At 51.6% G+C, this 26,597-nt stretch carries 23 protein-coding genes and 1 other RNA gene; 7 read left to right on the forward strand and 17 right to left on the reverse strand.

Annotated elements, in window-relative coordinates; genetic code table 11:
• Positions 1-2 precede the first annotated feature (2 nt).
• Both EVJ23_RS02560 and EVJ23_RS02565 read right to left on the reverse strand, forming a co-directional pair.
• Positions 3-1,175 (reverse strand): acetyl-CoA C-acetyltransferase, encoded by a 1,173-nt coding sequence (locus tag EVJ23_RS02560; protein WP_070328731.1) that lies wholly within the window; start codon positions 1,173-1,175, stop codon positions 3-5.
• 19 nt (positions 1,176-1,194) lie between these two features.
• On the reverse strand, positions 1,195-3,606 hold the full coding sequence (locus EVJ23_RS02565) for a 3-hydroxyacyl-CoA dehydrogenase/enoyl-CoA hydratase family protein (protein ID WP_131463946.1): 2,412 nt from the start codon (positions 3,604-3,606) through the stop codon (positions 1,195-1,197).
• A 213-nt stretch (positions 3,607-3,819) separates the two neighbouring features.
• On the opposite strand from EVJ23_RS02565, the gene EVJ23_RS02570 reads away from it, so the two are divergent.
• The 4 genes from EVJ23_RS02570 (at position 3,820) to EVJ23_RS02585 (ending at position 6,371) form a co-directional block, all read left to right on the forward strand.
• Positions 3,820-4,722: an SDR family oxidoreductase gene (locus tag EVJ23_RS02570; RefSeq protein WP_131463948.1), complete on the forward strand. Its 903-nt coding sequence runs from the start codon at positions 3,820-3,822 to the stop codon at positions 4,720-4,722.
• 124 nt (positions 4,723-4,846) lie between these two features.
• Entirely contained in the window at positions 4,847-5,404 is a 558-nt protein-coding gene (locus EVJ23_RS02575; protein WP_131463950.1) for a YcxB family protein, read from the forward strand.
• Between the two features lie 112 nt (positions 5,405-5,516).
• Positions 5,517-6,062 carry a YcxB family protein gene (locus EVJ23_RS02580; protein ID WP_161568386.1) on the forward strand — a complete coding sequence of 182 codons (546 nt, stop codon included), beginning with the start codon at positions 5,517-5,519 and terminating at the stop codon, positions 6,060-6,062.
• A 33-nt stretch (positions 6,063-6,095) separates the two neighbouring features.
• Entirely contained in the window at positions 6,096-6,371 is a 276-nt protein-coding gene (locus EVJ23_RS02585; RefSeq protein ID WP_131463954.1) for a hypothetical protein, read from the forward strand.
• Between the two features lie 44 nt (positions 6,372-6,415).
• Here the strand turns inward: EVJ23_RS02585 and EVJ23_RS02590 are convergent, their stop codons facing one another.
• The 6 genes from EVJ23_RS02590 to secA2 form a co-directional block, all read right to left on the reverse strand.
• Positions 6,416-7,333, reverse strand: coding sequence for a proline dehydrogenase family protein (locus tag EVJ23_RS02590; RefSeq protein ID WP_131463959.1), 918 nt, complete (start codon positions 7,331-7,333; stop codon positions 6,416-6,418).
• Positions 7,334-7,490: 157 nt separating this feature from the next.
• Positions 7,491-8,162, reverse strand: a complete 672-nt coding sequence (gene trhA, locus EVJ23_RS02595; RefSeq protein WP_070328723.1) for a PAQR family membrane homeostasis protein TrhA — start codon at positions 8,160-8,162, stop codon at positions 7,491-7,493.
• Positions 8,163-8,256: 94 nt separating this feature from the next.
• Positions 8,257-9,699 (reverse strand): carbon starvation CstA family protein, encoded by a 1,443-nt coding sequence (locus tag EVJ23_RS02600; protein ID WP_131463961.1) that lies wholly within the window; start codon positions 9,697-9,699, stop codon positions 8,257-8,259.
• 200 nt (positions 9,700-9,899) lie between these two features.
• The gene (locus EVJ23_RS02605; RefSeq protein ID WP_131463963.1) at positions 9,900-12,650 is read right to left on the reverse strand and encodes a bifunctional 2',3'-cyclic-nucleotide 2'-phosphodiesterase/3'-nucleotidase; all 2,751 of its coding nucleotides are present in this window, start codon (positions 12,648-12,650) and stop codon (positions 9,900-9,902) included.
• Between the two features lie 391 nt (positions 12,651-13,041).
• Positions 13,042-13,851, reverse strand: a complete 810-nt coding sequence (locus EVJ23_RS02610; RefSeq protein ID WP_070328720.1) for an SLAP domain-containing protein — start codon at positions 13,849-13,851, stop codon at positions 13,042-13,044.
• A gap of 1 nt (position 13,852) precedes the next feature.
• Positions 13,853-16,216, reverse strand: coding sequence for an accessory Sec system translocase SecA2 (secA2, locus tag EVJ23_RS02615; RefSeq protein ID WP_131463965.1), 2,364 nt, complete (start codon positions 16,214-16,216; stop codon positions 13,853-13,855).
• Between the two features lie 254 nt (positions 16,217-16,470).
• Between secA2 and EVJ23_RS02620 the strand changes: the two genes are divergently transcribed.
• Both EVJ23_RS02620 and EVJ23_RS02625 read left to right on the forward strand, forming a co-directional pair.
• The gene (locus EVJ23_RS02620; protein ID WP_131463967.1) at positions 16,471-17,766 is read left to right on the forward strand and encodes a Y-family DNA polymerase; all 1,296 of its coding nucleotides are present in this window, start codon (positions 16,471-16,473) and stop codon (positions 17,764-17,766) included.
• Positions 17,763-18,092, forward strand: a complete 330-nt coding sequence (locus tag EVJ23_RS02625) for a YolD-like family protein (RefSeq protein WP_071397939.1) — start codon at positions 17,763-17,765, stop codon at positions 18,090-18,092. The genes EVJ23_RS02620 and EVJ23_RS02625 overlap by 4 nt, the downstream gene beginning before the upstream one ends.
• Here EVJ23_RS02625 and EVJ23_RS02630 read toward each other — a convergent pair.
• On the reverse strand, positions 18,089-19,645 hold the full coding sequence (locus tag EVJ23_RS02630) for a SulP family inorganic anion transporter (RefSeq protein WP_131463969.1): 1,557 nt from the start codon (positions 19,643-19,645) through the stop codon (positions 18,089-18,091). The two genes, EVJ23_RS02625 and EVJ23_RS02630, sit on opposite strands and share 4 nt — an antisense overlap.
• Before the next feature lie 139 nt (positions 19,646-19,784).
• On the reverse strand, positions 19,785-21,194 hold the full coding sequence (locus EVJ23_RS02635) for an NAD-dependent epimerase/dehydratase family protein (protein WP_131463971.1): 1,410 nt from the start codon (positions 21,192-21,194) through the stop codon (positions 19,785-19,787).
• 139 nt (positions 21,195-21,333) lie between these two features.
• Here EVJ23_RS02635 and EVJ23_RS02640 point away from each other — a divergent pair, with 139 nt between their 5' ends.
• On the forward strand, positions 21,334-21,522 hold the full coding sequence (locus tag EVJ23_RS02640) for a hypothetical protein (RefSeq protein WP_071397942.1): 189 nt from the start codon (positions 21,334-21,336) through the stop codon (positions 21,520-21,522).
• 83 nt (positions 21,523-21,605) lie between these two features.
• On the opposite strand, the gene EVJ23_RS02645 is transcribed toward EVJ23_RS02640, so the two are convergent.
• The 7 genes from EVJ23_RS02645 to ssrA form a co-directional block, all read right to left on the reverse strand.
• On the reverse strand, positions 21,606-22,667 hold the full coding sequence (locus EVJ23_RS02645; protein WP_131463973.1) for a hypothetical protein: 1,062 nt from the start codon (positions 22,665-22,667) through the stop codon (positions 21,606-21,608).
• Positions 22,668-22,736: 69 nt separating this feature from the next.
• Positions 22,737-23,384 (reverse strand): hypothetical protein, encoded by a 648-nt coding sequence (locus EVJ23_RS02650; protein WP_131463975.1) that lies wholly within the window; start codon positions 23,382-23,384, stop codon positions 22,737-22,739.
• 28 nt (positions 23,385-23,412) lie between these two features.
• Positions 23,413-23,883, reverse strand: coding sequence for a GNAT family N-acetyltransferase (locus tag EVJ23_RS02655; RefSeq protein WP_161566999.1), 471 nt, complete (start codon positions 23,881-23,883; stop codon positions 23,413-23,415).
• Between the two features lie 197 nt (positions 23,884-24,080).
• Positions 24,081-25,040: an HNH endonuclease signature motif containing protein gene (locus EVJ23_RS02660; protein ID WP_131463979.1), complete on the reverse strand. Its 960-nt coding sequence runs from the start codon at positions 25,038-25,040 to the stop codon at positions 24,081-24,083.
• Between the two features lie 71 nt (positions 25,041-25,111).
• A complete protein-coding gene (locus EVJ23_RS02665; RefSeq protein ID WP_131463981.1) occupies positions 25,112-25,720 on the reverse strand; it encodes a hypothetical protein in 609 nt (202 codons plus the stop codon).
• Between the two features lie 203 nt (positions 25,721-25,923).
• Positions 25,924-26,079 (reverse strand): alcohol dehydrogenase, encoded by a 156-nt coding sequence (locus tag EVJ23_RS02670; protein WP_071397948.1) that lies wholly within the window; start codon positions 26,077-26,079, stop codon positions 25,924-25,926.
• Positions 26,080-26,206: 127 nt separating this feature from the next.
• Positions 26,207-26,562, reverse strand: a transfer-messenger RNA (tmRNA) gene (gene ssrA, locus EVJ23_RS02675).
• Positions 26,563-26,597: the final 35 nt, after the last annotated feature.

Consider the following 26,597-nt stretch of genomic DNA (forward strand, 5'->3'; position numbering starts at 1 on the left):
CCTTATAGTAATTCGAAGACGCCAGCAGCGCCCATTCCGCCACCGATGCACATCGTGACAACCCCATATTTCTCATTGCGTCGTTTCATTTCATGCAGAATCGATACCGCTAGTTTCGCGCCCGTACAACCGAGTGGATGGCCGAGGGCGATCGCGCCGCCGTTGACGTTCACTTTTGACGGGTCGATGCCGAGTTCGCGGATGACGCCGAGTGATTGGCTCGCGAACGCCTCGTTCAATTCGAACAATCCGACTTCTTCAAGCTTCACGCCAGCCATCTCTAACGCTTTCGGGATGGCGACGACTGGTCCGATCCCCATCACTTCCGGGCGGACCCCGCCGACTGCGAACGAGAGGAACTTCGCCATCGGCTTCAAGCCTTGGCGTTCCGCCTCTTCCCGCTCCATGACGAGTACGGCTGCGGCGCCGTCTGAAACTTGTGACGCGTTACCGGCTGTGACCGATCCTTTGATTTTGAAAGCTGGACGCAATTTGCCGAGTGCTTCGACCGTCGAGTTGGCCCGGACGCCTTCGTCGTGCTTGACGACGAATTCACGCTCCGCGACTTTCCCATCTTCACCGAGGACGTGCTCGATGACCGTCACCGGCACGATCTCTTCTTCGAACTTGCCGCCCGCAATCGCAGCAGCCGCTTTTTGATGGCTGTCGATGGCGAACAGGTCCTGGTCAACTCGTGAGATGTTATACTCGGCCGCTACGCGCTCAGCCGTGTGTCCCATGCTCATGTAATACTCAGGCGCCGTCTCCATGATCGTCGGGTTCGGACGGATGACGTGTCCACCCATCGGGACGAGACTCATCGATTCCATTCCGCCGGCAATGATTGCCGTCGCTTGACCGATCATGATCTTCGCTGCCGCGTCCGCGATCGCTTGAAGGCCTGACGAGCAGTAACGGTTGATCGTGACGGCGGGTACTTCGTGTGATAGTCCACCGCGTACGGCCGCATAACGGGCGATGTTCATCCCTTGCTCCGCTTCCGGCATAGCGCATCCCATGATGACGTCGTCGATTGGTCCGTTATAACCCGACCGCTCGAGCGTCGCTTTGATGGCGTGACCTGCGAGCTCGTCCGAACGAACGTTTCGGAACGACCCGCGTTTTGCTTTTCCGACCGGTGTTCGTGCACCGGCCACGATGACTGCTTCTCTCATCTGTTAAGTCCCCCTTTTGTCAGTTCCGAAGTGGTTTGCCTTTGACGAGCATATGTTGCATCCGTTGTTGCGATTTCGGTTCTCCGATGAGGCTTAAGAACGCCTCACGCTCGATGTCGAGGAAGTATTGCTCGTCGACCATCGTGCCGTATGCCAAATCGCCGCCGCTGATGACATGGGCAAGTTTTTTGGCGATCTTCAAGTCGTGCTCTGAAATATAACCACCGTAGAACATCTCGTACGCTGCGAGTTCGAGCGTCGCTTTCCCGGTTCGACCGACGACCGGCAACTTCTCGCGCATCGGCGCGACGTATCCGTCCGTAAGTCCAAGGACGGTTTGTTTCGCGTCGAACGTCAAGTGGTCACGGTTCATCGAGATGCCGTCGATCGGACGATGATAGCCGAGCGTTTTCGCGTCATACGCCGACTTCGATACTTTCGCCATCGCGATGTTCTCGAACGTCTGCTGTGCCGCCTTCTCGATGTTTTGCATCGATTTCGGCGTCTGTTCAAGTAGACGACGGTACGTGTTGACGTTGCCGCCGCCGCCAGGGATGAGACCGACACCGACTTCGACGAGTCCCATGTATGTCTCGAGCGCTGCTTGCATGCGTGCTGCCGGCAAACTGATCTCCGTGCCGCCTCCGAGTGTCATGCCGTAAGGTGCGACGACGACCGGGCGACCTGCGTAACGGATTTTTTGAACGACTTGTTGGAACTTGTTGATGATCCAGTCGAGCTCATACCAGTTCTCGTCTTCCGCTTCCATGAGCATCATCGCGAGGTTGGCGCCGACGCAGAAGTTTTTACCATCGTTGGCGAGGACGAGTCCTTTGAAGTCTTGCTCGACGAGGTCGATCGATTGCTCGATCATCTGCATGATGTCGACCCCGATCGCGTTGTTTGGTGACGTGAACTCGAGGGCGACGACGTCGTCACCGATGTCGATGAGGCGAGCCCCGCCGTTCTCGAGGATGATCCCGTTCGACTTGGCGAGCGGTGCAAGTTTCAATTCTTTCGGGTTGACGGTCTTCTCGACGTACGTCTGCGACGCTTGATCGTAATACTGCTCCCCTTTATAGAAGGAAGTGTGTCCGGCAGCGAGCATCTCATCGATCCACGCCGGGACGGCATATCCTTCCGCTTTCATGCGTGCGACTGATTTTTCGACACCGAGTGCGTCCCATGTCTCAAACGGTCCGAACTTCCAACCGAAGCCCCACTTCATCGCGTCATCGATGGCGACGATCGAGTCACTGATCTCACCTGTGAGTCGTGCCGAGTAGACGAGCGTCTTCGCCGTCACCGGCCAGAGCAACTGTCCGACGCGTCCCTTGTTCAAGATCGCGCCTTTCAGTTTCGCTTTCGAGCCTGGGAGCGACTTGATTTGGTCGAGCTCAGGTCCTGTAATCGCTTTCAATTGTTCGTACTCAAACGTGCTCAAGTTGAGTTCCTGGATGACTTTCCCGTCTTTCTTATAGAACCCTTGACCAGACTTTTGTCCGACCCAGCCTTTTTCGACGAGCGTCTTCATCTCAGCAGGGACATCGAACGTATCTTTCTCCTCGCCCGCTTCGAGCGCCTCATAGACGTTACCGGCGACGTGGACGAACGTGTCGATGCCGACGACGTCGAGCGTACGGAACGTCGCTGATTTCGGACGGCCGATGAGCGGTCCTGTGATCGAGTCCATCTCGCCGATCGTCGCGTTTTGTTTCAACATCTCCTCGAACGTGACGAGCAGGCCGTATGTGCCGATGCGGTTACCGATGAAGTTTGGCGTGTCTTTCGCCTCGACGACGCCTTTACCGAGACGGTCCTCAGCAAAGCGGGCCATGAAATCGATGACCGGGCGCGCCGTCTTCTCCGTCGGGATGAGTTCGAGCAGCTTCAAGTAGCGTGGCGGGTTGAAGAAGTGCGTCCCGAGGAAACGTGACTTCAATCCTTCCGGCAAGGCGCTCGCCATCGCTTCGATCGAGATCCCAGACGTGTTCGAGCTGAGAATCGCGTCTTCACGGATGAACGGTGCGATCTTGTCGAACAGTTGCTGTTTCACGTCGAGCCGTTCGACGATGACTTCGATGACCCAGTCGGCTTCTTTCAATCGCTCGAGGTCATCTTCTAAGTTCCCGACCTCGATGAAGTTCAAGTGTTCCGCCGTCGCGAGTGGCGCCGGATTTTGTTTCAACAACTTATGACGGTTCTCGGACGCGATCCGATTCCGTACTTCCGGTGATTCGAGCGTGAGCCCTTTCCCTTCTTCTTGCGCCGTCAATTCACGTGGTACGATGTCGAGCATGAGCGAACGAACCCCCGCGTTCGCCAAATGGGCCGCAATCCCCGCCCCCATTACTCCTGAACCGATGACGACCGCAAAACGGATATTGCTCGTCAAACGGAGGTCGGCTGATTGTTCGATGTGACTCGTCATATTGTTCCCCCCTAAATGAGAATGAATAGTGATTCATTTCACGCGTAAAAAAATCGCAATCACCATCGTGTTTACTCTTCTATCATAAATGAATGACAATTCATTCGCAAGCGTTCATTTTTCAAATTCATTCCATTTTTCTGATTTACGATTATTTTTTGATGTGTGTGGTATAGACACATTGAGTCAATTTTTGAAAGGGGACTAAACAATATGAGTGACAATCGTTTAAATACAGTCGGAAGCCGCAAAGATTTTGAATCGTTCAAGAAGGACGGACAAGCGCAAGCCCATCAACCGGGAATCGATTCGAAGATGGAGCCGTTCCCGATCTATGAGCGCGAAGGATACAAAGGAAGCGACAAATTGAAAGACAAAGTCGCCATCATCACAGGCGGTGACTCGGGGATCGGGAAATCGGTCGCCATCTTCTTCGCCCACGAAGGCGCAAACTCGGTCATCATCTACAAAGACCAAAACGAGCTCGAGGACGCCGAGGCGACGAAGGAACGGATCGAAGAACTCGGTCAAGCGTGCCTGTTGCTGCAAGGTGACCTCGGTGATTCGGCGTTCTGCCAAGACGTCGTCAAACAGACGCTCGAGACGTTCGGCCACTTGGACGTGCTCGTCAACAACGCCGCCGAGCAACATCCGCAAGAGTCGCTCCTCGACATCTCGGACGACCAGCTCGAGCGGACGTTCCGGACGAACATCTTCAGCATGTTCTATTTGACGAAAGCGGCGCTTCCGTACTTGAACGAAGGCGCGAGCATCATCAACACGACGTCAATCACGGCGTATGAAGGTAACGACCAGTTGATCGACTATGCGTCGACGAAAGGTGCGATCACATCGTTCACGCGTTCGCTCGCCAAAAACTTGGCCGAGAAGAAGATCCGCGTCAACGGTGTCGCCCCAGGTCCGATTTGGACACCGCTCATCCCAGCTACGTTCTCGGCTGATAAAGTCGCTACGTTCGGCGATTCAGCTGAAATGAAACGAGCGGGTCAACCGGCAGAGCTCGCCCCAGCTTACGTCTATCTCGCAAGCGACGACTCGACGTACGTCAGTGGGCAGGTCATGCACGTCAACGGCGGTACGGTCATCAACGGATAATCTTGTAAGGCGACCCAGTGTTCAGTCACTGGGTCTTTTTGTTGGAAAATTAACCCATCCTATGTTAGCGTTGTCTGCAGACATTAACCCCGTCATTCAGACGGAAGGAAGGAGCCAGTGATGGATGATTCATTACCAATTGACACAAGATGATTTTTTCGCTTTTCAAAAGAATTTCATCGGAACCTCGCCTTACCATAAAAGATTTTCGAGATTTTACACGGCCATACTTTCGCTCCTTGCAGCTTATCTCGGGTTTGCACTCGTCATCATTTTGTTGCCTCGAACGATCTCTTCTGCCCCGCTCATTCTCGCACTCGCCGTCAGTGCTAGTGTATTGTCGGTGCTTCTCCAACTTCGCTTCTCTAAAAAAATGTACCAAAACATGACGCTTTGGCAATTTCGCTATATGCTGAAAAAAAATACGAAATGGCCACGTGACGTCACGTTGTATTTTAATGAGTTCGGAGTCGAGGTCAACTCCCTTCATAACCGCGTAAATAAACGGATTCAAGTCGCCTGGGAAGCAATCGAACGAGTGAGCGAAGACGAGACAAACTATTATTTATACCTTGAAGTAAGGGAAGCGATTATTGTCCCGAAGCAAAACAACACGCTAAGTGAGACTGAACAAACTAAAATCAACGACTTGTTGCAAAAACATTTGAGCATCTCATTCTAATCGCCTACTGGATCAAGAGTTCGACGTGATTCTACGTCTGTATGGAAGGCAATGGATGAACACGACTATGACTTAACTCAGAAAGGAGTAGCAAATGGTCACCACATATAAAATGACACTTGAAGATTTTCTATCATTTCATAATGATTTGAGTCACCATTCAAACCTATATCAACGAAATCGCAAACTATGGCTTTTCATTATGATGATTCCTACGTTCACTCTCGGCTATGTGCTTACGGCCTTTGTGCTACCTCGCCCCGAGTCCCCTGTTTTATTTTATTTACTCCCAGTAGGTGTCGGGATTTTGTTCACACTGTTACTCAGGCCACTCCTAAAGGATTTGCACGGACCATTCGCCATTTGGATAGCTCGGCAGCAACTAAAAAAACATAACGTTTGGCCAAAAGACATCACGCTCCACCTTGATGACACTCATGTCGAGATGCATGTCGTTCGTGGTAAAGTCAGTCGAACGACGCAAGTCCCTTGGACATCTATTATCAAAATGAACGAGGATGAGACACATCGTTTCCTGTATTTCGAAGAAGATGAAGCGTTGATTATTCCGAAATCGAAAGATGGAGTCACTGAAGTCGAGCAAAGCGAAATTGACCGCTTATTAGGAAAACATCTTTTGACTAAAAAATCGATTTAATAGAGTGGTCTATTACTTTAGGAGGTGCTGTACATGCTATCTTGGTTAGGCATAACGAAAGAAAAGGAACAGGAAACGGGACGGCCGTTCTTTGGAAACATACATAAGAAAACAATCACGTTCGTCTTGCTTTCGTCCCTTGCGATACTCTTTGGAGTGAAATCATTGTTGACTTATCTACTCCCAAAAGCAGCTCTCGCTGACCCCTTGGTTGCTGTGCTGCCAGGTACAGTAGGCGTTCTTGTTGCTCTAGTGTATGTTCTAGTTATTGAACGACTCTTACAAGACAAGGCCGAACGTGGAACGTAAGCCAATCATACAAAAACACGCGCTCCGCTGAGCGCGTGTTTCGTTTATTTCTTCACCATACCTTTTAACACGAACGCGACGTTCGCCGGACGTTCCGCGAGGCGGCGCATGAAGTAGCCGTACCAGTCACGGCCGTATGGCACGTAGACACGGACTTTATAGCCTTGGCGGACGAGCTCGAGTTGACGCTCGACCCGGATGCCATACAGCATTTGGAACTCGAACTGGTCGAGTGGGATGTTGTTCAATTTCACATGCTCGATGATGGCATCGATCATATGGTCGTCATGGGTCGCGATAGAGGCGTAGTTCCCGTTCGCAAGATGGAGTTTGACGAGCTTCAAGTAGTTGTGGTCGACGTCTTCTTTCTCCGGGAAAGCGACCGTCGCCGGCTCTTTGTAAGCCCCTTTGACGATACGGAGGTTCGGCTTGATCAGCGCGAGATGATTGATGTCATCTTCCGAACGATACAAGTACGATTGGATGACCGTCCCGAGTCCGTCAAAGTCCGCTTTCAACTTCTTGAACAAGTCGAGTGTCTTCTCGCAGCGCGACTCGTCTTCCATATCGATGGCGACGAAGACGCCGACCGACTTAGCCGTCGTCAAGATCTGGCGCATATTGTCCTCGATCAACTTGTCCGAAATATCGAATCCGAGTGACGTGAGCTTGAGAGACATATAGGCGTCGAGTTTCTCTTCGGCCATGATCTCGATGGCACGGATGATCTCGTCACGGTTTTGGTTCGCTTCTTCGACCGTGTTAATGAATTCCCCTAGATGGTCGACCGTGACCGATAGCCCTTTCGCGTTCAGTTCGCGAATCGTCGGCACCGACGTCTTGAAATCTTCTCCCGCCACAAATCGTGACGCCCCGAACCGAAGCCCGTACTTTTTAGCCAAACTGTTGAGTGCTTTGTTTTGAGACATGTAAATAAAGCCATCACGTAACACTTTTTCCATCAGATTTTCCCCCTTGCGTTTACACTCATCTATCTCTATGACGATGTCTGAAATTATTATGACATACAAACGTCAATTCGTCTTTAGTTTTGTAACCGTTTCCAACACTTCATTGGCTAAGTTTATAAAAAAGCAGACGCCCTCACGGACGTCTGGTTCACAGGCCTGTATTCGGTGCGACGTAGAGCAAAATACTGAGGAAGACGAACACGCTCCCGGCGAGCACGAACAAGTGCCAAATCGCATGATTGAACGGCAGTTTCTGCCAGACGTAAAACACGATCCCGACCGAATAAGCGAGCCCACCGGCAAGCAGCAACATGAACCCTTGATGGCCGAGCGACTCGTAAAGCGGACGGATCACGATGATACAAATCCACCCGAGCCCAAGGTACGTCACGTTCGATACCCACATGTACTTCCCGGTCGAATACATTTTCCAGACGATGCCTAAGATGGCGACGCCCCAAACGATGCCGAACAACACCCATCCGAGCGTTCCCTGAAGCGACACGAGTGCGAACGGCGTGTAGCTCCCGGCAATCAATAAGTAAATCCCAGCGTGGTCGAACACTTGGAGCACCCGCTTCGCTCGTGGATGCGGAATCGCATGCATGAGCGTCGAGAACAAGTACAACAAGATCATCGATACCCCGAACACGCTCACCGCGATGACGTTGCCTGTGCTCCCGGTCTCAGTCGCGGTCGTGACGAGCAGGACGAGAGCGACGATGCTGAAGATGACCCCTAGTCCGTGCGTGACGGCGCTCGCGATTTCTTCGCCGAGCGTATCGGCATGGAGCATGTCTTTTAGTTTCTCTTGATCCATTCGGGTCCCACCTTTCTTTCCTTGCCTCTATTATGGATATTCCCCAATTTTGTTGCAAATAAAAACACGGGTCTGTAAAAACCCGTGTCCTTGATTATGCGACTTCCTTCACCGGAACGTCACATTCCATATTTTGTGCCCGCATCGCCCGTGCGCGTATGTGGAACAAGACGAGTAGCGTCACCGTACCGATCGTCGCGATGACGTAAGGAATGACCCCATCCATCTTGAAGCCGATCGGTGCTGTGAGGATGTAGAACCAAACCGCATACAGCATGAACGTCCCCGGGATGAGTGCGATCCAGTGGTTGCGTCCTTTGATGTACAAGTACATTGCACCGACGAACAACGCGATGACCGCTGTCGTCTGGTTGGCCCAGTTGAAGTACTGCCAAAGCATTTGGAAGTCCATGTTTGTGAGCACGTACGAGATCGCGAACAACGGGAGTGCGATCCAAAGGCGTGACGAGAAGTTCTTCTGTGCGACTTTCAAGTAGTCGGCAATGATCATCCGGGCACTCCGGAACGCCGTATCGCCTGACGTGATCGGCAAGACGATGACGCCGAGGATGGCGAGCGTGCCACCGATGCTGCCGAGCATAAGTGTCGCCACTTCTTGGACGACGAGCGCCGGTGTCCCCGCTTGGATCATGCCGAGCAACTCACCAGGCTCGAAGATGGCCATAGCCGCTCCGGCCCAGATCATCGCGATGACGGCCTCGACGATCATCATGCCGTAGAAGATGCTGCGGCCATTACTTTCTTTCATCGTCGTCCGCGAGATGATCGGCGACTGCGTCGCGTGGAAGCCTGAGAGCGCGCCGCACGAGATCGTGAAGAACAAGAGCGGCCAGATTGGCAAGCCGTCCGGGTGCATGTTCGTCAATGTCATCTCTGGGATTTGATAGCCTTGGACGAACAAGCTGACCCCGATCCCGATGGCGCTGATCATGAGGAGCGCCCCGAAGAACGGATAGATGCGGCCGATGATCTTGTCGACCGGGAGGAGCGTCGCTAAGATGTAATAAGCGAAAATCGCAAAGACGACGAACACGAGCGTCGACGCGTTGCCGTCGAACAAGTTGTTGATCATGTTACTCGGTGACGTGACGAACACCGTCCCGACAAGGAGCAGCAGTAACAGGGCGAACCCGTTGACGATATGGCGGAGCGAGCGGCCGAGGAACTTCTCGGCGAGCTGCGGCAAGTGTGCACCGTTGTTACGGAGCGAGATCATCCCCGTCAAGTAGTCGTGCACGGCACCTGCGAAAATTGATCCGAAGACGATCCACAGGAAGGCGACCGGACCGTAGAGCGCCCCCATGATCGGCCCGAAGATCGGACCGACGCCGGCGATGTTCAACAGTTGGATCATCGAGTTCCGTTTTTTCCCCATCGGCACGTAGTCAATGCCATCCTGCGACGCATAGGCGGGCGTCGTCCGCTCTTCCTTGATACCGAACGTCTTTTCGACGTAACGGCCGTAGACGATGTACCCGACAATTAAAATAGCTAAGGCGATAAAGAATGTAATCATGTGTGCTGTCCCCTTTTAAACTGTGTAGCCGATCCCCATCGGCCCCGAAAAATGAATCCTGATGTTTTACGCATATAATGTAAACGCTTTCGTGATTGATTATACAGCAATTCCCAACGTTTCGTAAGGGGTTTTGTTCACTTTTTCGACACTTCTTTAACACGAGAAAAGACGGCGCTGTACACGCCGTCTCCGCTCCATTATTTAAGTACGATTTTCGCTTGTTTCGCACCTGATCCATTATAGTCACTCGCGATGACGGTATAGTTCCCTTTCGCCAATCCTTTTTTCGATGTGAACGTATACCAACCGGCCCAGTTCGCTTTCGTTTGGGCGATTTTCTTGCCTTTCGCGTCTTTCAAGACGACCGTCGCGCCACTCGTCGTACGTCCACCAAGCGCTTTCGTGTTCGCTTTCGCCCCACGTAATACATTCGGTGTCTCGACGACTAGTTTTTTGAGGGTGAACGCTGTCTGCTTCATCACTTTCCCAGAGATCTCTTTACTCGTCACTTCATATTTACCGGCTGTGAAACCTGAACGGCTCGTGAACTTGAATGAGCCTGAGTCATCTGCTGTCACGGTCCCGATTGTTTTGCCGTTCTGCTTGAGAGTGACACTCGCCCCCGGTGAAGACTTCCCGTAAAACGTGTTCGTGTTTGTATACGTATACTTCGATGATAGGGCAGGCGTACGGACGAATCCGGCACCGACGACTTTCGTTTCAGTCATCGTTTGTCCGTTCAACTCGCTGACGACCGTCAATGACTGACGAAGTTTGAGCGGTTTGACAGCAAGTTTGTACGTTCCGTCTGCCTGGGCTGTCGTCGTCGCCAACACTTTGTTCCCGTCTTTTAATGTCACTTTCGCCCCTGGTGCCGTCACACCTGTGACTTGCTTCGCTCCCGGCTTGATGACATCGATTGTGAGCGTCACATCGACGGCCGCTACTTCAAGTTCGGCCGTATACGTCCGGAAGAGGCGGTTTGCCGCATCGGCGCGTGTCGCGTCTGTCGCTTCAATCCCTTCATACAAGTCGACGTACTGCTTGCCGGCGTCTGCCGTCTCAAACTTCACGGTCCGCTTCGCGTCCGCGACGATCTTCCAGTTGTCGTCAGCTTTATAGTCGACGGCACCTTTACTCGCGATAATATAGTCCGAGATGACGTTACGTGTCTCATATGCCGAGCGGTAGACGATATTCTTTCCGCCGCCAAGGCCTGGGAACGAGCTCGACCCAGCCCGGTAGTTGTTCGTCGCGACCAAGAACTCTTGGTCCATTGTAATCGCTTTTCCGTCATACTCAACGTTTTTGACCCGGTTCGCTGACGCGTCGAGCAGTTTCCCGCTGCCGTCATACTTCGCCGGTCCCGTCACATCGATCTCATACGTCAAGCCGTCCAAAATATCGAAGTTGTAGCTGCGGAATTGAAGGTTCAATAGTTCGTCCCCATCCGCATCGATCTCGTTATACACCCCAGCCGACATCTCGAGCCAGTCCATCACGTCCGCTCCTGTCACTTTGACGACTTCGAGCGTGTTCGGATAAACGTACAAGTCGGCCACGTTCTTCAAGGCGATTTGGCCTTTCGGGATGTTCGTGTAGTATCCGGCATCTGTCAATTCACGGCCACCTGCTTTGAACGGGGCGCCTGCTGACAGGAGTGGCAGCCCTTTGTACGGGGCGAGGTCTGGATTCGTCTCGAGCTCTTTCTCGACGTACCATTGTTGTGCGTTCGTCACGAACTGGACCGAAGCGTCGTCGCGGACGAGCGCGAAGTAGCTTTGAATGTCGTCTTGAACCTCACCGACGGAACGATTGATGTAGTCGATCGTCGCCCGGTGCTCCGTGTCGATCAGTGCGTGTGTTTCGGCATCGACCGGCGTGCTAGCCGTGACCGTGTCGAGTTTCGCCGACGCGTCGAGAATTTGCCACTTGCCGTCGACTTTCTCGAGCTCGAAGTCGATGACGCCGAGGTCTTTCCCTTGGTTGTTCGCCATGACGACCGGTTTGCCGTTGATGAGCCCTTTTTCATTGTCCACGTTCGGGAACGAGGCGAACATGCCTTTCGCATCCGGGAAGCGACCGTGTTGATGCCCCGTCATGACCATGTCGAGCCCGTCGATTTTCGTGAGCGCGTAGCCGACGTTCTCTTCGCTATCGAGTTGGGCGTCGGCGAGCGCCGCACTCTCCCCGATTCCTGAGTGCGCGAGCGCGACGACGACGTCCGCCCCTTGGTCTTTCAACTTGCTGACCGCTTCACGCGCCGACGGGATGATATCATCCACCGTCACGCGGCCTTGGAGGTTCCCCGAGTCCCACGACATGATCTTCGGCGGGACGACACCGAACACGCCGACTTTGATCGTATGCGTCTCCCCGTCCGTGTCCGTGACCGTCCGCTCGATGATTTGGACCTCTTGTCCGTCAACGTTGAACTTCGATACGATTGGATTCCCCTCTAAATCCTTGACGTTCGAGTTGACGAAACGAAGCTTGCCTTTTGACCCTTCCATCGCGTCATATAAAAATTCAAGCCCGAAGTTGAACTCGTGGTTGCCGAGCGTGACCGCGTCATAGTCGAGCGAAGCCATCGCCTTGTACATCGGGTGCTCGAACGTGCCCGGATTTTGTTGATGCAATTCGCGGATGTAGTCTCCGAAAGGTGTCCCTTGAATCGTATCCCCGTTATCGAACAAGAACGTGTTCGCCGCCCCCGCCTGTATCCGGTGCGATTTGATCAGCGTCGCTGTCTTCGTGAGCCCGATCGTCTCATCGACCTTGTCTTGGAAGTAGTCATAGTTGGTAATGTTCGTATGTAAGTCGGTCGTCTCTAAAAATCGAAGTTTGACGAGGTCTTCGTCCGACGCCAAGACGTTCGGTGCTTGGAGCGGTAACGTCGAAGGCAATACGAGTGCGGTCGCGATTGTCCATTTCAGAGCAGTTTTCATGTTTGTTTCCCCTTTTGAATCAAATTGGTCTCACCGTTTTCAATATACCACCCGTTTGTAAGCGCTACCATATTTTTTTGTAAGATAACTTATAAAATTAAATACAGCACACGAAAGTGAACATGAAAGCTTGTTTTATCATATCAGAACACCTAAAATCTTGAATTCAGGATGGCCATCCTGTCCATTGCGAGCCGAATCGGGTGAACGCCTTCGACCGTCTCGCAGGAGATTTGGCGCAATTTCGGAAACGAGTCTTTTGCGGAGGAAGTGGTGGGCTGAGATGGATGTTGTAATCTTTTTACTAGTCTATGGTGAATAGGCCGACCGGATCTTGATGTCCATGACAAAAGCCCAGAATCTCCGTGTTTTAGAGAACCTGGGCTTTTCCTTATTGTTTGATGCGGACCGTGAACGGACCGTCCGCGGTGACGTCTTCGAAGACGACCGAGACCGGATAGGCGTGTTTGCCTTGGACCGGCTCGCTCAAGCGAATCGTCGTGTTCGCGATCGCTTCGTCCCCGCTCACGAGTTCGAGCGGTAACTGTTCAACGTTCAGTTCATGCTCGTAGCCGTTACGGAGAAGCAACGTCGCCGTGACGTTCGTCTCACTTGTTTCGACCGAGACGAGCATCAAATTGAACTCATTCTCGCCGACGGGCGGTGTCGACACGTTCGTGCGACGGAGCTGTTGCCACGCCGTGTTCGAAAATTGTTCGACTTCCTCATCTAGAAGCATCTGTAACGGATCGATCGGATTCATTTGGAAGACGAGTCGCATCGACGTCAGTTCTTCCGCTTCAAACTCGCCGAACAGTTCATCTGCAAAAAAGTCCAAATAGACCGGTTTGCTCGTCCACGGCTCGAAGCTCGGAAGGTCGACGCGGCTCAATACTTTCCGCCCGAGCGGAACGTTGTCTTTGTTCAAGAGGAGAACCGGCAATTCATTGACTTCGAACGAGCTCGGGAGCGTGTTCCGGAACAAGGCGACGAGCGACAACCCGCCCATCAAGTTTTCAGCGTGCAATAGCTCGATCGACAGTTGGTTGTCGAGGAGCGCCGGCAGCCGCTTCGCATGATAGCGGAACATGTACTCGTCTTCTTTCGGAATCCCCATGTCGCTGTCAATCACGAGCGTCAGTTGACGCCCTGTCTCGGTCTTCCCTGTATCGATCTGTTTACGTTTACGAAACCCTAACATATTACTCCTCCTCCAATTGCGTGACAAAATAGCGGTCGAGCTGACATACTTCCGTCGTCACTTCACGGGCAATATTGACATACGTCTGTTCGAAGATCTCAAATCCTTCTTTACCGAACTGACGACTCGGGTCTTCCTGCCCATAACTGCGGAGTCCGATGCCTTCTTTTAATCCGCTCATCGTCGTGAGGTGGTCCGTCCATTTTCCGTCCAACGCCCGTAACAGTGATTCTTTGACGAACGTCACGACTTCCTCGGCTTGAAGACGGGCCTCGGCCGTTTTGACGATGTCGTCGATCCACGGCGCAAGCTCTGCCTTCAATTCCAACGAGTCGGCGATCTCATCTGACCAGACCGGCTCGCGTGTCGTCAAGTAGACGAGGTCTGTCTTCAACTCGTCGAGCGGCCACTCTTCTGGGACGAGCTCGTCCGAGACGTGCATGTCGATACTGTTCGCTAAAGCGAGATGCATCATGCCGAGCACGTTGTTCGTGATCGCCGCAGCGTCGGCGTTGACCGCCTGATCGCGGATCGTGTAGATGATTTTCCGTTGTTCGTTCAAGACGTCGTCGAGCTTGAACAAGTAGTCCCGAATCGAGACGCCGAGTCCTTCGATCGTCGTCTGGGCGTACTCGATGACGTCAGCCGCGTCTTTCGCGGACACTTCGCCACGTTCGTCCGGCTTCAGTTTCTTCTCGATCCGCTCAAGTTTTTGGATCGCGTAACGTTTGACAATCTCATCTTCGAGCGAGACGAAGAACTGCGTCGCGCCAGGATCACCTTGACGTCCCGAACGACCGCGAAGCTGGTTGTCGACACGTTGCGACTCATGGCGTTCTGTCCCGATGACGAACAAGCCGCCCACTTCTTTCGATTTCGCGTCAAGCATGATATCGGTCCCGCGACCGGCCATGTTCGTCGCGATCGTCACTTTGCCGAAGCGTCCGGCGTCGGCGATGATGTCCGCTTCTTGCGTGACCGTCTTCGCGTTCAACACCTCATGCTGAATCCGCTGTTTCGACAAGTGCTTACTGATGGCCTCGGACTGGGCGATCGACGTCGTGCCGATCAACACCGGGCGTCCCATCTCATGCAGCTCGACGACTTTGTCGGTCACGGCCGCATACTTTTGGTCGACCGTCATGAAGATACGGTCCGGGTGGTCTTCGCGCAAACGCGGCCGGTTCGTCGGCACTTGGACGACGTCCATGTTGTACGTCTTCAAAAACTCTTGGCGAGACGTCTGGGCCGTCCCGGTCATACCGCCGATGAGCGGATACATCCGGAAATAATGCTGAATCGTGATCTCGGCCGTCGTCTTGTTCTCCTCGGTGATCGTGACGCCTTCTTTTGCCTCGAGCGCCTGATGGAGCCCTTCCGACAGACTGCGTCCTTCCATGATCCGTCCCGTGAACAAGTCGATGAGCTCGATCTTGTCTTCTTTGACGATATAGTCGACGTCGAGTTCGAACAAGACGTTCGCCCGGAGCGCTTGGACGAGGTAGTGATAGAGCACTTGATGCTCGGCGCTGAACAAGTTATCGACCGCGAACATGTCTTCGATTTTCAAGATCCCGGAGTCAGTGAGCGCCGTCGATTTCGATTCGAGGTCGACTTCGTAGTCCGCCTCGTCGAGCTCGGTGACGACACGTTGCGCCAACTCCTTCAAGCGGATGTGCGAGCGGTCTTTTTGGGCGATGATGAGCGGCGTCTTCGCCTCGTCGATCAAGATGCTGTCGACTTCATCGATGATGGCGAAGTGGAACGGGCGCTGGACGCGCTCTTCCGGTGACCCGACCAAGTGATCGCGCAAGTAGTCGAACCCGAACTCGGTCCCGACGCCGTATGTAATGTCGGCCTGGTAAGCAGCGTGCTTGTCGCTCTGTTCCATCTCAGGAACGTTCAACCCGACCGAGAGACCAAGGAAATCATGGATCTGCCCGATTTGGTTCGCGTCACGCGTCGCGAGATATTCGTTGACGGTGATGACGTGGACGCCTTTGCCTTCGAGTGCTATGACGTAACTCGGGAGCGCGGCGACGAGCGTTTTCCCTTCTCCGGTCGGCATCTCGGAAATGTTCCCTTCGAGGAGGGCGAACCCGCCGATGAGCTGGACGTCATAGTGACGCATGCCTAAGACACGCACCGCCGCCTCACGGACGAGGGCGAACGCTTCTTCGGCGACATCATCGACTTTGGCGCCGTCGACGATTTTTGCTTTCAATGTTTCGGTATATGTGCGCATCTCGTCGTCCGAGAGCGCCTGCATCGTTGTCTCTAATTGGTTGATCCGGTCGACGCGTCGCTGATAGCCTTTCAAGCGCCGGCTCTGGTCATTCGTCAATTGCTTTACAAACTGAATCACGTTATAGCCTCCATTTAGTTCACAGTCATTGTCAAATCCATACCCGTCTATTATAGCGAAATTTTGCTCATTTCGGAGACTTTTTTACGAAAACTTCCTAAAAGATGGTTTTTAAATTGTGAAATTCCTATAAAAATTGGGTAAATTTCAAAATATATTTACAAGTTTATTTTCATTTTTCTATTTGAGACGGTTTGAGACCGTGATACGATAAGAAAAACAGAACATTTGTTCGTAAAAAAGGAGATGGGATCATGCGCCGGCGGATCTTCTGTGTCGACAGCGTCTCATTTTATGCCAGCTGCGAGTGCGCGGCCCGTAACTTGAACCCGTACAAGACGAAGCTCGTCGTCTTATCGAACTTACAGGACAGCGGCGCCCTCGTCCTCGCCGCGACCCCGCCGCTGAAACGGCTCGGCATCAAGACCGGCTCCCGGCGCTTTCATATCGACCGCCTGCCTTGGCATGAACGACGGCACGTCCTCTACGCCGAGGCCCGGATGAGCCACTACTTGAACGTATCGGTGCAAATCGTCCACATCCTGCACCAGTTCGCACCGCCTGAGGCGATCCGCGTCTACTCGGTCGATGAGACGCTCGTCGACTTGACGGGGACGGAGCGCTTGTTCGGGAACGATGACCACGTCGCCCGCCTCATCCGCTCGACCGTCTTCCGCTACACCGGCGTCCCGGTCACGATTGGGATCGGATCGAACAACGTCCTCGCCAAACTCGTCCTCGACTTGCATGGCAAAAAGACCGGTGTCGCCAGTTGTGCCCTCCACGACGTCGAACGATTGATCCATCCGGCGCCGATCGAGAAGATGTGGGGCGTCGGGGCGAAGATGGCGGTCCATCTCCATCGGCTCGGCATCGACACAATCGGCGACCTGGCCCGTTATCCGCTAGACGTGTTGCACGATAAGTTCGGTGTCATCGGCGCCGAGCTGTGGCATCACGCCTGGGGCATCGACGAGTCGCCGACGATCCTGCCGGCGAGTTCGCTGTTCGGGGCGAAACGCCAACGGCCCCGGACGATTGGCCACGGCATCACGCTCATGAAAGACTATACGACGGAAAGTTCGATCCGACTCGTCTTGCAGGCCATTGCCGTCGAGGTCGGGATGCGGACGCGGCAATCGGGACTCGTCGGCGGCAGTATCCATCTCGGTGTCCGCTACACTCGGACGAGCGAGCGACGCGGCTTCAGCAAACAAAAAAAGCTCGCCCGCTTCACGGCGGACGAGCGTGAGTTTTTACCGATTCTGTTCCAACTGTTTCTTGACGCTTGGGACGAGACGGAGGCGGTGCGGTACGTGTCGGTCGCCCTCGGTAAGCTCGAGCCCCGGAGCGAACACGTCCAGCTGTCGTTGTTCGAGGACGAGTGGGCCCGGGCCCGCCGGTTCGATTTCCTCGACCTCGTCGATCAATTGAACGTCCGCTTCGGCCGCGGCACGATCCGTCCGGCGTCGAGTCTACTGAAAGACAGTCCGCTCCGCACGCGGCAACGCCTGATCGGCGGACATAAACAAGGAGGTGAACCGTCATGAGCCAAACCCGCTACAAAGACCGCGGTGAATTGAAGTGGATCCCGTTTCTCATGCCCGAACACGTGGCGCTGCTCAAAAAATATTACGCCCACGTCCAAAAGATCGAGCTGCCCGACATCGACGAGCAACTCCTTTATCTGTGGCAGACCGAACTTGAACGGGCCATCCGGGAAGGCGACCAAGTCGAACTGACGTTGTTCGAGGATGGTCTCGCCCGCTCTATGCGTGGCTATGTCCATGCCATCTATTACGCCGAACGCGAAGTCGAACTGTTCGACACGGACGTGCGCCGCATCCCGTTCAGCCACATCCTGTCAGTCCGTTAAGACGCGTCAATCGCGTCTTGCGTCGTCTCGAACGTCGCAATCCCGTCAAGGACGCCATAGTGATCGAGCGTCTGCCGCACGGGTTCCGATAAGTGGGCGAAAACGACACGACGCTCCGCCGCTTTCAGTTCCCGGACGACCCGGCGGACTTCTTCGACCGCCGTCACATCGATGACCGGACAGCGATGGAAGTTGAAGATGAACACGTCGGGCTCATTATGGATGTGTTGCAGGACGTGCTCGAACATCTCGATCGCCCCGAAGAAGAGCGGCCCTTCGACGCTGAAGACGACTTGGCCGTCGCGCGTCACGTAACGTTCCGTCTGTTCGCGGACGTCGATCGTATCGGCCATCCGTTTCGCGAACAAGGCGAGCGCACAGATGACCCCGACCTCGACAGCGACGACAAGGTCGACGAAGACGGTCAGCCCGAGCGTGACAAGTAGCACGAGCGATTCGGCCGACCGATGCTTGAGCATCTCAAAGACGTGGTGTCGCTCCGACATGTTCCAAGCGACGCGCATCAAGATCGGCGCGAGTGCGGCGAGCGGGACGTAGCTCGCGAGTGGCGCCAAGACGAGTACGGCGAGAAGCACCGTCAACCCGTGGATGACACCCGAGCGACGGCTGACGGCTCCGGCTTGGATGTTCGTCGCCGTCCGGGCGATCGCACCTGTCGCCGGGATGCCGCCGAAGAACGGGACGACGACGTTGGCGAGCCCTTGCCCGAACAGTTCCTTGTCCGGGTTCATCTTCGTGCCGGCCATGCCGTCCGCGACCGCACCTGACAACAGCGATTCGAGCGCCCCGAGGAAGGCGATGGCGAACGCCGATGGGAGCAGCGTCGCAATCAAGTCGAGGTCGATCGTGAGCCAGTTGAAGTCAGGCAGTCCGCTCGGGATGCCTCCGTAGGCGCTGCCGATCGTCGCGATTTCGCCAGGGATGACGAGGCTGATAAACGTTGGCACGAGCATCGCCATTAGCAAGAGCGGCAATCGGACCGGCAGTTTCGGGACGAGCCAGAGCGTCAAGAAGCCGATGGCGGCGATACCGATCGGCCAGAGACTCGCCTCGGGGAGTGACGTGACGAGTTTTAGGACGTTCTCATGGAAGTGCGGCGCCTTCTCGAACGTGATGCCGAGCAGTTCATCGAGCTGGTCGACGAAGATGACGACGGCAATCCCCGCCGTGAAGCCGATCGTGACGGCGCGCGGCATGAAGCGGATGAGCCGGCCGACGCGGAGCACACTCATAAGGAACAGCAAAATCCCGGCGAGAAACGTCGTCACGAGCAGCCCTTCGTAGCCGTGCGCCAGCATGACGCCCGAGACGATCGGGATGAAGGCGCCGGTCGGTCCGGCGATTTGGAACGTCGAGCCCCCGAACAGGCTGACGAGGATGCCGGCGATGATGGCCGTATAAAGGCCGTACACCGGTCCGACGCCCGAGGCGATCGCGAACGCCATCGCGAGCGGGACGGCGACGACCCCGACGGTGATCCCGGCCGAGATGTCTTTTTGCCACGCCTCACGCTTACTCATTAAATTTTCCATCTTACATTCCTTCTTTCCATTAGTTCGAAAACAAGTTCAGTGTACGCCTGTCACCACTTCTTGTAAACGTCACAGAAGAAACGTTTACATAATCGACAAACCAAAAAGACGTATCCATCACGCGATGGACACGTCTTCGTTAATTGGTCGGTGCTTCGACAACTTGGTCACCCTCATCCGCCTCTTCCCCAAGCAGACGGACGTGACGGCCGAACAGCCACATGACGACGAGATGGGCTTTCGCCTGCGTCTTCGTATAGAACCACCACGGCATGGCCGGTACGAACTCGTGGATGGCGATAAGCCCCTCGTCCGAGTCAGGGAGTCGCCTGAACTCAAGGCGGCCGGTCTTGTCGTCCTCGGTCAGCTTCGCGAACAGTCCCCCATCGATCTCGAATGAGGCCATGTCGTCCGTCGCCGCATCTTCAAGCGACAAGTGAAGTGCGACGAGTGACGGACGGAGGAGCGCAATCTCCCAATCATCCTGTTCTTTCGTCGTCTGGATGAGCGGATAAGCGATCCGCCCGAGCCATTCGAAATATTCGTCGGCCATCCAAGCCGCTGATTTATCGTCCGGCAGACCGAAACGTTGAATCGAACGGACCGTATACTGTTGCGGCGCTTTTTTCGTCTTGCCGGCCGACTTCTGCTTCTCTTCTTCCTCGAGCGCGTGCTCGACCGCTTCTTTGAACGGGATCTCACCTTGCTTGACGCCGTCCGTGTCTTTGGCGACCATGGCGTGATCCATGCTCTCGACGAGCGGATAGACGGTGTCTTTCGGTTCACCGGTGACAGCCATGACCCAAAGCCGTGACAGCTTGATCGTCGGGAACGGGAAGTCGATCATGACGCGACGCTTGCCCATGACGTCAGCCGTATCTTCGATCATCTTCCGATACGTCATCACTTCCGGACCACCGATGTCGATATGATGGTCGTACAACGACTCGGCCCCGACGACCGAGATGAGCGCTTGGACCGCTTCACGCAGGTCGATCGGATGCGTCTCCGTCTTCGTCCAGTTCGGGAGGACCATGACCGGGAGTCGTTTGACGAGTTTCGCGAGAATCGGAAACGACGACCCTTCCGGACCGATGATGAGCCCGGCCCGGATCGTCGTCACCGGAACGCCTTGGCCACCGAGGATGCGTTCGACTTCAAGGCGGCTCTTCAAGTGCCGTGACAACGTCTTCGACTCTTTTGGAATGATGCCGCTCAAATAGACGATCTGCTCGATATCGTTCGCGCTCACTGCCCGGGCGAAGTTATCAGCGATGAGCGCGTCCATATCCTCAAACGTCGCCTGCGTTAGCCCACCGTCCGGGATCATCGAGTGGACGAGGAACATGGCGTAGTCCGCCCCTTCGCACGCCTCGCGCGTCTGCTCATATGAGAACAAGTCGCACGACCGCCACGTGATATGGGCCTCGTCTTCCTTGTTCTTCGTCGAGCGGGACAAGGCGATAATGTCGTACTCTTCTTTTAAATGTTCCATCACGTTCGAGCCGATATAGCCGCTCGCCCCCGCGATGACGATGGTTTTCCGCATAGTGGTCACTCTCCCCTTCATTTGCACATAGAGGTTATGTACCCGTCTTGGACTGAGATTAAATCAGTCGCGAGCCCTACAGTGTGCATTGGAAAATTTATGTAAACTAGACTCAATTACAGGAAGAGGAGGAATGGTTATGGGATTTTGGTATTTCTTGATGCTGTTGATTGGTGGCTGGCTCGTAATTCGTGCCGTATTCAAAAAGAACACGAACGGCCTCCTGCGGATTGGCACACTTGTCGTCGGTGGTCTGTTGATCGCACTCGGATTGTTCATGTTTCAAGATGGAAGTGCTGAAATCGTAGCTGATTTACTAAACTTGTAACCACGGATCGCATGCGAGGTAGTAAATCTACGTATTAAACTTTTAACATGAACCTTTATGCCATCGGCCCAAGGTTCATGTTTTTATTTTATTTGAGACGCAGCAAACCGTTTCAGCTCCTCGCATAATACAAATAAGCGAGCTTCAATTGCTTGCCTGTCCCCGTAACGAATGATGTCTTCGGGGGTTATATCTTTTAAGAGTAACTGATGGTGAACAAAAGCTGTTTCAAGCAGCTGGAGTAATTGCTCGCCTCTCACCTCACGGATCACTGCTTTATTCCCTTCACTGTACCCGGCAAGAAACCCTTCAGCCATTCCTTTTAATTGTTGCTCACATAAATCGAACCGATGCTTTTTATATCGCTCTGTCTGCGAAAGAACAAGAAAGAATGTCTCATACAGGTTCATAAAATTACCCGCCATTCCTCTTGGAGCATATAAACTCGGATAGGGATCGATCAAACAGACCTGGTCGTCCCGCAACAAAATGTTTTCTGGAGAAGCGTCTTGATTGACGAGACTTATATTCACGACTTGCTGATTTCGTAGCTCCGTCGCTGCTATTAAAGCTTGTGGGACTTTTTCATCCTGAAACTGTGGATATACAGTACATAACGTCTCATAATCCGCTATATGTTCCGCACTTTCTTCTTGGATGAAGGCGTGGAGTTCCCCCTCTAACACACCGTGCAACCCTTTTTCTTCTGTCCACGTCAAGTAACCCAATCCGCTGATTTCTTGAGAAACTTGATCTGTCTTCCGGTAAATTCCCCCTATTTGTTTACCAATCTGCAGTACTTGTTCCTTTGTCATCGTATGCAAGTCAATCTGTTCTCCCCCATACGACTCTAACGTATAGGTGAGATCAGCTGATACATAGAACTCGTAAAAGTCTGGTGCGGCTCCGTTTACTGCTTGATTGACAGACTGGTAGTACAATTTCGTAGCGGCGTATTCTGCGGTTAGTTCCTCTTCGTTAAACGAGATAGACTTTCCGTAGGCAATGTCTTTTGGGATGCGCAAGACAAGCTCGCGATTCTCTTTCACTACTTTCCACGCATCATGCCATGCCCCTGAACCGAGAAAGGCTGGATCACTTACATCGGCATGCTGGAGCACCCGTTTTAACCTTGCTTTATTCATATTTACACCCGATTTCCTGAATGCTTTATCTTCGATATCTCTGAGTCCTATTCTGAACCGAAGTCCTATTTAAAATTCTTTATTCCATCCATAGTTTTCTTCCAACAGCTCGCCATTTTCCGCAATATAGTCTACCATCACATACCCATGCTGTAGTTTATCTTCAGTTTTTAAATACGATATAAAATCATTAAATAGGGCTTCATCATCATCTTGTTTTTTTCTACGGAGTGTAATTCCAATCGTAGGTACAGCGTCATGTTCTTTATAGCTCCCTGGATTAGACGGTTCAAGACCTAGCTTGTTACCTATCTCTTCGTCATAAAGAGCGAAAACATCAGTAGTGTCCCCAAAATTCTGTTTTACGTAAGGTGTGATTTCTTTCTCTAATTCATCTGCCCATTTATCAGCAGCATACGTATCTATCATTTGTCTTGTCGTCTCATCATAATAAACAAAGAATCTCGTTTGATTTCTTTTATCTACAACTTCGGCTGCATAGTCGAAATTAAAATTACCCATGTTATCAAAATACACATCATATATTTCAAACTGATCATCGAAATGTTCTTCTAAATAGATTTCTGCTTGCTGTTTCACTTTTTCTTCTTCATCCTTGTCTGGCTTCATGGATTGAACAAACGAGAATGCAAGGACAGAAATTCCTAGCACAATTACCCCGACAATAATCAATGTCACTTTTAAAAATTTTCCCATGTAGATTCCCCCTGATAGAACGCCTAATCTACAGCTTTTTGTCCATCGCAATCGACGAAACCGAATAACCCATCTTTTTGTATAACTCACACGCGTGTTCATTAGATCCAAACACACTGAGTCCGACTGAATGTGCACCTAAATCTTTCACTACACTGTCTTCTACCATTTTTAGTGTGGCTGTACCGTATCCATTTTTTCGATGAGATTCGTTTATGTAAATGTGGTAGATGAAAGCTTTATTGGTCTCTTTTTGAAAACTGTACCAGATCACTCCCACTCTCTCATTTTCTTCGTGACAGAAAACATGAAATACATACTGTCCTTCGGTTGCTTGTTTTTCTGGAAATAAATTCGTTATCAGTTCACGAGAATCGTCCATCGCTTTTTCTAACGGAATCATAAAATTTTTCGCGAAATCTGAACCATAGTCAGGTATTAAAAACTCTAAATAAGTATCAAACTCTGATTCGTTCATTTGTTGAAAACTAATCGTCATCACATAACCTCCATGAATTAAAAAGTTAAATCCATCCATTTTTATAATTTACTTATTATACCATATTTAACTTTTATCTTTTAGCAGAAAGTCATCCTTGAACGACTGTACTGTCTCCCTTCACCATAACGAAGCGATCACACGTGGAAGTATAACGAAAGACAAGTCGAATCTCATTAATCAAGATTCGACTTGTCTCATGTCTTAGGTACCCAGTTGGCTTCAAACCCATTTTGCACAGCATAGTCGTACAGGTGAATCAATTTCGCCTCTTTATACGTGTTCATCTGCTCGGACACTCGCAACTCCTGATTGCGTTCCACAAGCGTATAAAGATAATCAATCTTCGCCATTCGATTGTTCTTGCTCGTATTACAAGTCGGACAAGCGAGGACAAAATTCCATAAGACATCATTCTGTATATACGACCACGGAATAAAGTGATCAACATGAATCTGTTTGAGCGGCTTCATACAATAAAAACAGATGGCGTGACCGTGACTCAGTAAAATCTGTTTAAACTCGTCGAGCGATTGCCGGGCCGAGACGAACTCGATTTTACTCAAAATCTGCTCCATCGCTTCTCGTGTATTGTATTTTTCTAAGAAGACAGCGAGTTGATAGTTCGTGACGTTCATCAATACCCGCTTGTACTTTTCGAAAAAGACGATATAGCTCGGCACAAGTTTGACCCACTCTTCTTTTCGATTGAACGAATAAATGGTCCCATCGAACGAAGCATAGAACGAGCCGTACACGTATTTCTTATAGAACCGATTCACGTTCCGAGTCAATTGTTGTTGCTGCTCATCCGGCAGGCGGTCAAAGTTCCAAGTGTACGGAATCTCATGCGTCGCTTGAAACGTGAGCATCGTTTTCTCTACCGAGCTCAATTTCCCAATTTGATTCACTTGTCGCAACCCGTTCGTCACAATCAAATTCCAATACATCTTCGTCACGTGTTTCGAGATTTGCTGGAACGTCAGTACACCCGAATCATTCAATTCGGTCGTACATTCGAGCAGCGCCTTCATGAGCATATGCTTGTATGTCGTCGTATGTGTCGCGTTCATTAAAAACTGTTGCGTGAAGCGCCACAAATCCGTTTCTGTTAAGTACTCACTTTTCGCTTCAGCGACTTCTAAATTCCAGCCCAATGACCTCACCCCCACTCATTCGTTACATCATCGATTATAACGAATGAGGAACAAGAGCGGATCAAGGTAAATCAAACAGGAGCCGAAAAATCTTTTTTGATTTGTTCTATATCGATATTTGTTTTTTCATGAATATAACGGACTAACGTATCATACTGTTCGGCAGTATTTAGCTTTTTAAATTTTTCAATATCTCCTTCAAAACCTCTAAAATACTCGCTTTGATATTCCGGATTGTTAAAGAATCTTAAATATTCCATATAATCTTTGACGGCCATTTGGCTCATAATCTGGGATAGAATTGCACCCCACTCTTTTACACGTCCCTCATGGATATGTCTTTTGATGATGATGTCTTGTTCTTGTTCTTGTTTGATTTGTTGAATGCATTGCTCCACTTCTAACTTATATTGGAACAACTCGTCTCGATTTCGAGTATCTACTGTAGGGATTACCTCTGTTAAATAATATTGATATCTCTTCTTTCGAGGATGCATGATTTTGTCTTTTGCTTTTTTAGGATTTGATTCTTTATTCGTACGCTTTCTAAGTTGTTCCGTTACACCAAGTGCACCAAATGCTCCAACAATTTCATTTTTATGAGCAAGTGCAAACTTCCCTACTGCCGGACCATACTTTTTGACTCCGTTCATAATTAATTCCGTAGATTTTTTTGACATGAGGATTCCTCCTATGATGGTTATGTATATTCTCGTGACGATTTTTTAAAAACAGCTCATAGTTTATATTCAACAAAGTAATATTCAATCCTTTGATCCCGTTCAAAACCCAAATAATGGCGTCGTCCATTCAAGTTGTCCATTCACAAAGAAAGGATTATTGAGCAAACACTCAATAATCCTTTTGCTATAATGCTTTCTTATCATTCACCAGACTCTTTTGTGTCTTTTTGCTTCTGCAAATATGCTTCTCGAATCTGATTTAGCTTTTCTTTTTTATTCGAAATAGCTGGTTTTTTACCGTCTTGATACTTTGCAGCAGCTACTTTACTTTTATGATCTAATTGATATTTTCCCATTCTATTCACCTGCTTTCATTTCATTGTGATTGACTTGCTCCATTAACATCAAAAGACCTTCTAATCTCAATGAAATTAGAAGGTCTTCATTAAAAATCATTGATTGCAGTCACTGTAGACTGCTTAAAAATGGAGACGGCGGGAGTCGAACCCGCGTCCGAAGGCATCGTAACGCATGCTTCTACGTGTGTAGTTTATCTATTGAATCTCAATGTGACACTGCCGATAAACAGGCGTTGTCGCATCCAGTCTGATTCATCTCTTCTTCGCGCCCTCAGACGGCGAGGTTGAAGCGTAGCTTGCTTAGTTTGAGACCCTGATAATCATCCACACAAGCGATGGATGTCAGGATCCGCAGGGCACTTAGGCTGCTGCGAGTTGTGTGTTAGTTTTGCCAGTTATAGGCGTTTGCGTTTTAACGAGGCCGACCCCTCGACACGCCACATACGACCGACCTACCCCCGTCGAATCCATAACGTCCCCGAGGTGGTAATTGGTACTACAACAACTATACCACA

The organism is Exiguobacterium sp. SH1S1 (assembly GCF_004337245.1).
In the GTDB taxonomy this organism is placed as follows: domain Bacteria; phylum Bacillota; class Bacilli; order Exiguobacteriales; family Exiguobacteriaceae; genus Exiguobacterium; species Exiguobacterium aurantiacum_A.

Bases quoted from the DNA above. Each gene is read 5' to 3' on its own strand.
- EVJ23_RS02630 (WP_131463969.1), bottom strand. From the start codon at position 19,645: ATGGAAAATTTAATGAGTAAGCGTGAGGCGTGGCAAAAAGACATCTCG.
- EVJ23_RS02635 (WP_131463971.1), bottom strand. From the start codon at position 21,194: ATGCGGAAAACCATCGTCATCGCGGGGGCGAGCGGCTATATCGGCTCG.
- EVJ23_RS02580 (WP_161568386.1), top strand. From the start codon at position 5,517: ATGACACTTGAAGATTTTCTATCATTTCATAATGATTTGAGTCACCAT.
- EVJ23_RS02565 (WP_131463946.1), bottom strand. From the start codon at position 3,606: ATGACGAGTCACATCGAACAATCAGCCGACCTCCGTTTGACGAGCAAT.
- EVJ23_RS02585 (WP_131463954.1), top strand. From the start codon at position 6,096: ATGCTATCTTGGTTAGGCATAACGAAAGAAAAGGAACAGGAAACGGGA.
- EVJ23_RS02665 (WP_131463981.1), bottom strand. From the start codon at position 25,720: ATGTCAAAAAAATCTACGGAATTAATTATGAACGGAGTCAAAAAGTAT.
- trhA (WP_070328723.1), bottom strand. From the start codon at position 8,162: ATGGATCAAGAGAAACTAAAAGACATGCTCCATGCCGATACGCTCGGC.
- EVJ23_RS02600 (WP_131463961.1), bottom strand. From the start codon at position 9,699: ATGATTACATTCTTTATCGCCTTAGCTATTTTAATTGTCGGGTACATC.
- EVJ23_RS02670 (WP_071397948.1), bottom strand. From the start codon at position 26,079: ATGGGAAAATATCAATTAGATCATAAAAGTAAAGTAGCTGCTGCAAAG.
- EVJ23_RS02640 (WP_071397942.1), top strand. From the start codon at position 21,334: ATGGGATTTTGGTATTTCTTGATGCTGTTGATTGGTGGCTGGCTCGTA.
- EVJ23_RS02655 (WP_161566999.1), bottom strand. From the start codon at position 23,883: ATGACGATTAGTTTTCAACAAATGAACGAATCAGAGTTTGATACTTAT.
- EVJ23_RS02575 (WP_131463950.1), top strand. From the start codon at position 4,847: ATGATTCATTACCAATTGACACAAGATGATTTTTTCGCTTTTCAAAAG.
- EVJ23_RS02645 (WP_131463973.1), bottom strand. From the start codon at position 22,667: ATGAATAAAGCAAGGTTAAAACGGGTGCTCCAGCATGCCGATGTAAGT.
- EVJ23_RS02625 (WP_071397939.1), top strand. From the start codon at position 17,763: ATGAGCCAAACCCGCTACAAAGACCGCGGTGAATTGAAGTGGATCCCG.
- EVJ23_RS02605 (WP_131463963.1), bottom strand. From the start codon at position 12,650: ATGAAAACTGCTCTGAAATGGACAATCGCGACCGCACTCGTATTGCCT.
- EVJ23_RS02650 (WP_131463975.1), bottom strand. From the start codon at position 23,384: ATGGGAAAATTTTTAAAAGTGACATTGATTATTGTCGGGGTAATTGTG.
- EVJ23_RS02610 (WP_070328720.1), bottom strand. From the start codon at position 13,851: ATGTTAGGGTTTCGTAAACGTAAACAGATCGATACAGGGAAGACCGAG.
- EVJ23_RS02620 (WP_131463967.1), top strand. From the start codon at position 16,471: ATGCGCCGGCGGATCTTCTGTGTCGACAGCGTCTCATTTTATGCCAGC.
- EVJ23_RS02570 (WP_131463948.1), top strand. From the start codon at position 3,820: ATGAGTGACAATCGTTTAAATACAGTCGGAAGCCGCAAAGATTTTGAA.
- EVJ23_RS02560 (WP_070328731.1), bottom strand. From the start codon at position 1,175: ATGAGAGAAGCAGTCATCGTGGCCGGTGCACGAACACCGGTCGGAAAA.
- EVJ23_RS02590 (WP_131463959.1), bottom strand. From the start codon at position 7,333: ATGGAAAAAGTGTTACGTGATGGCTTTATTTACATGTCTCAAAACAAA.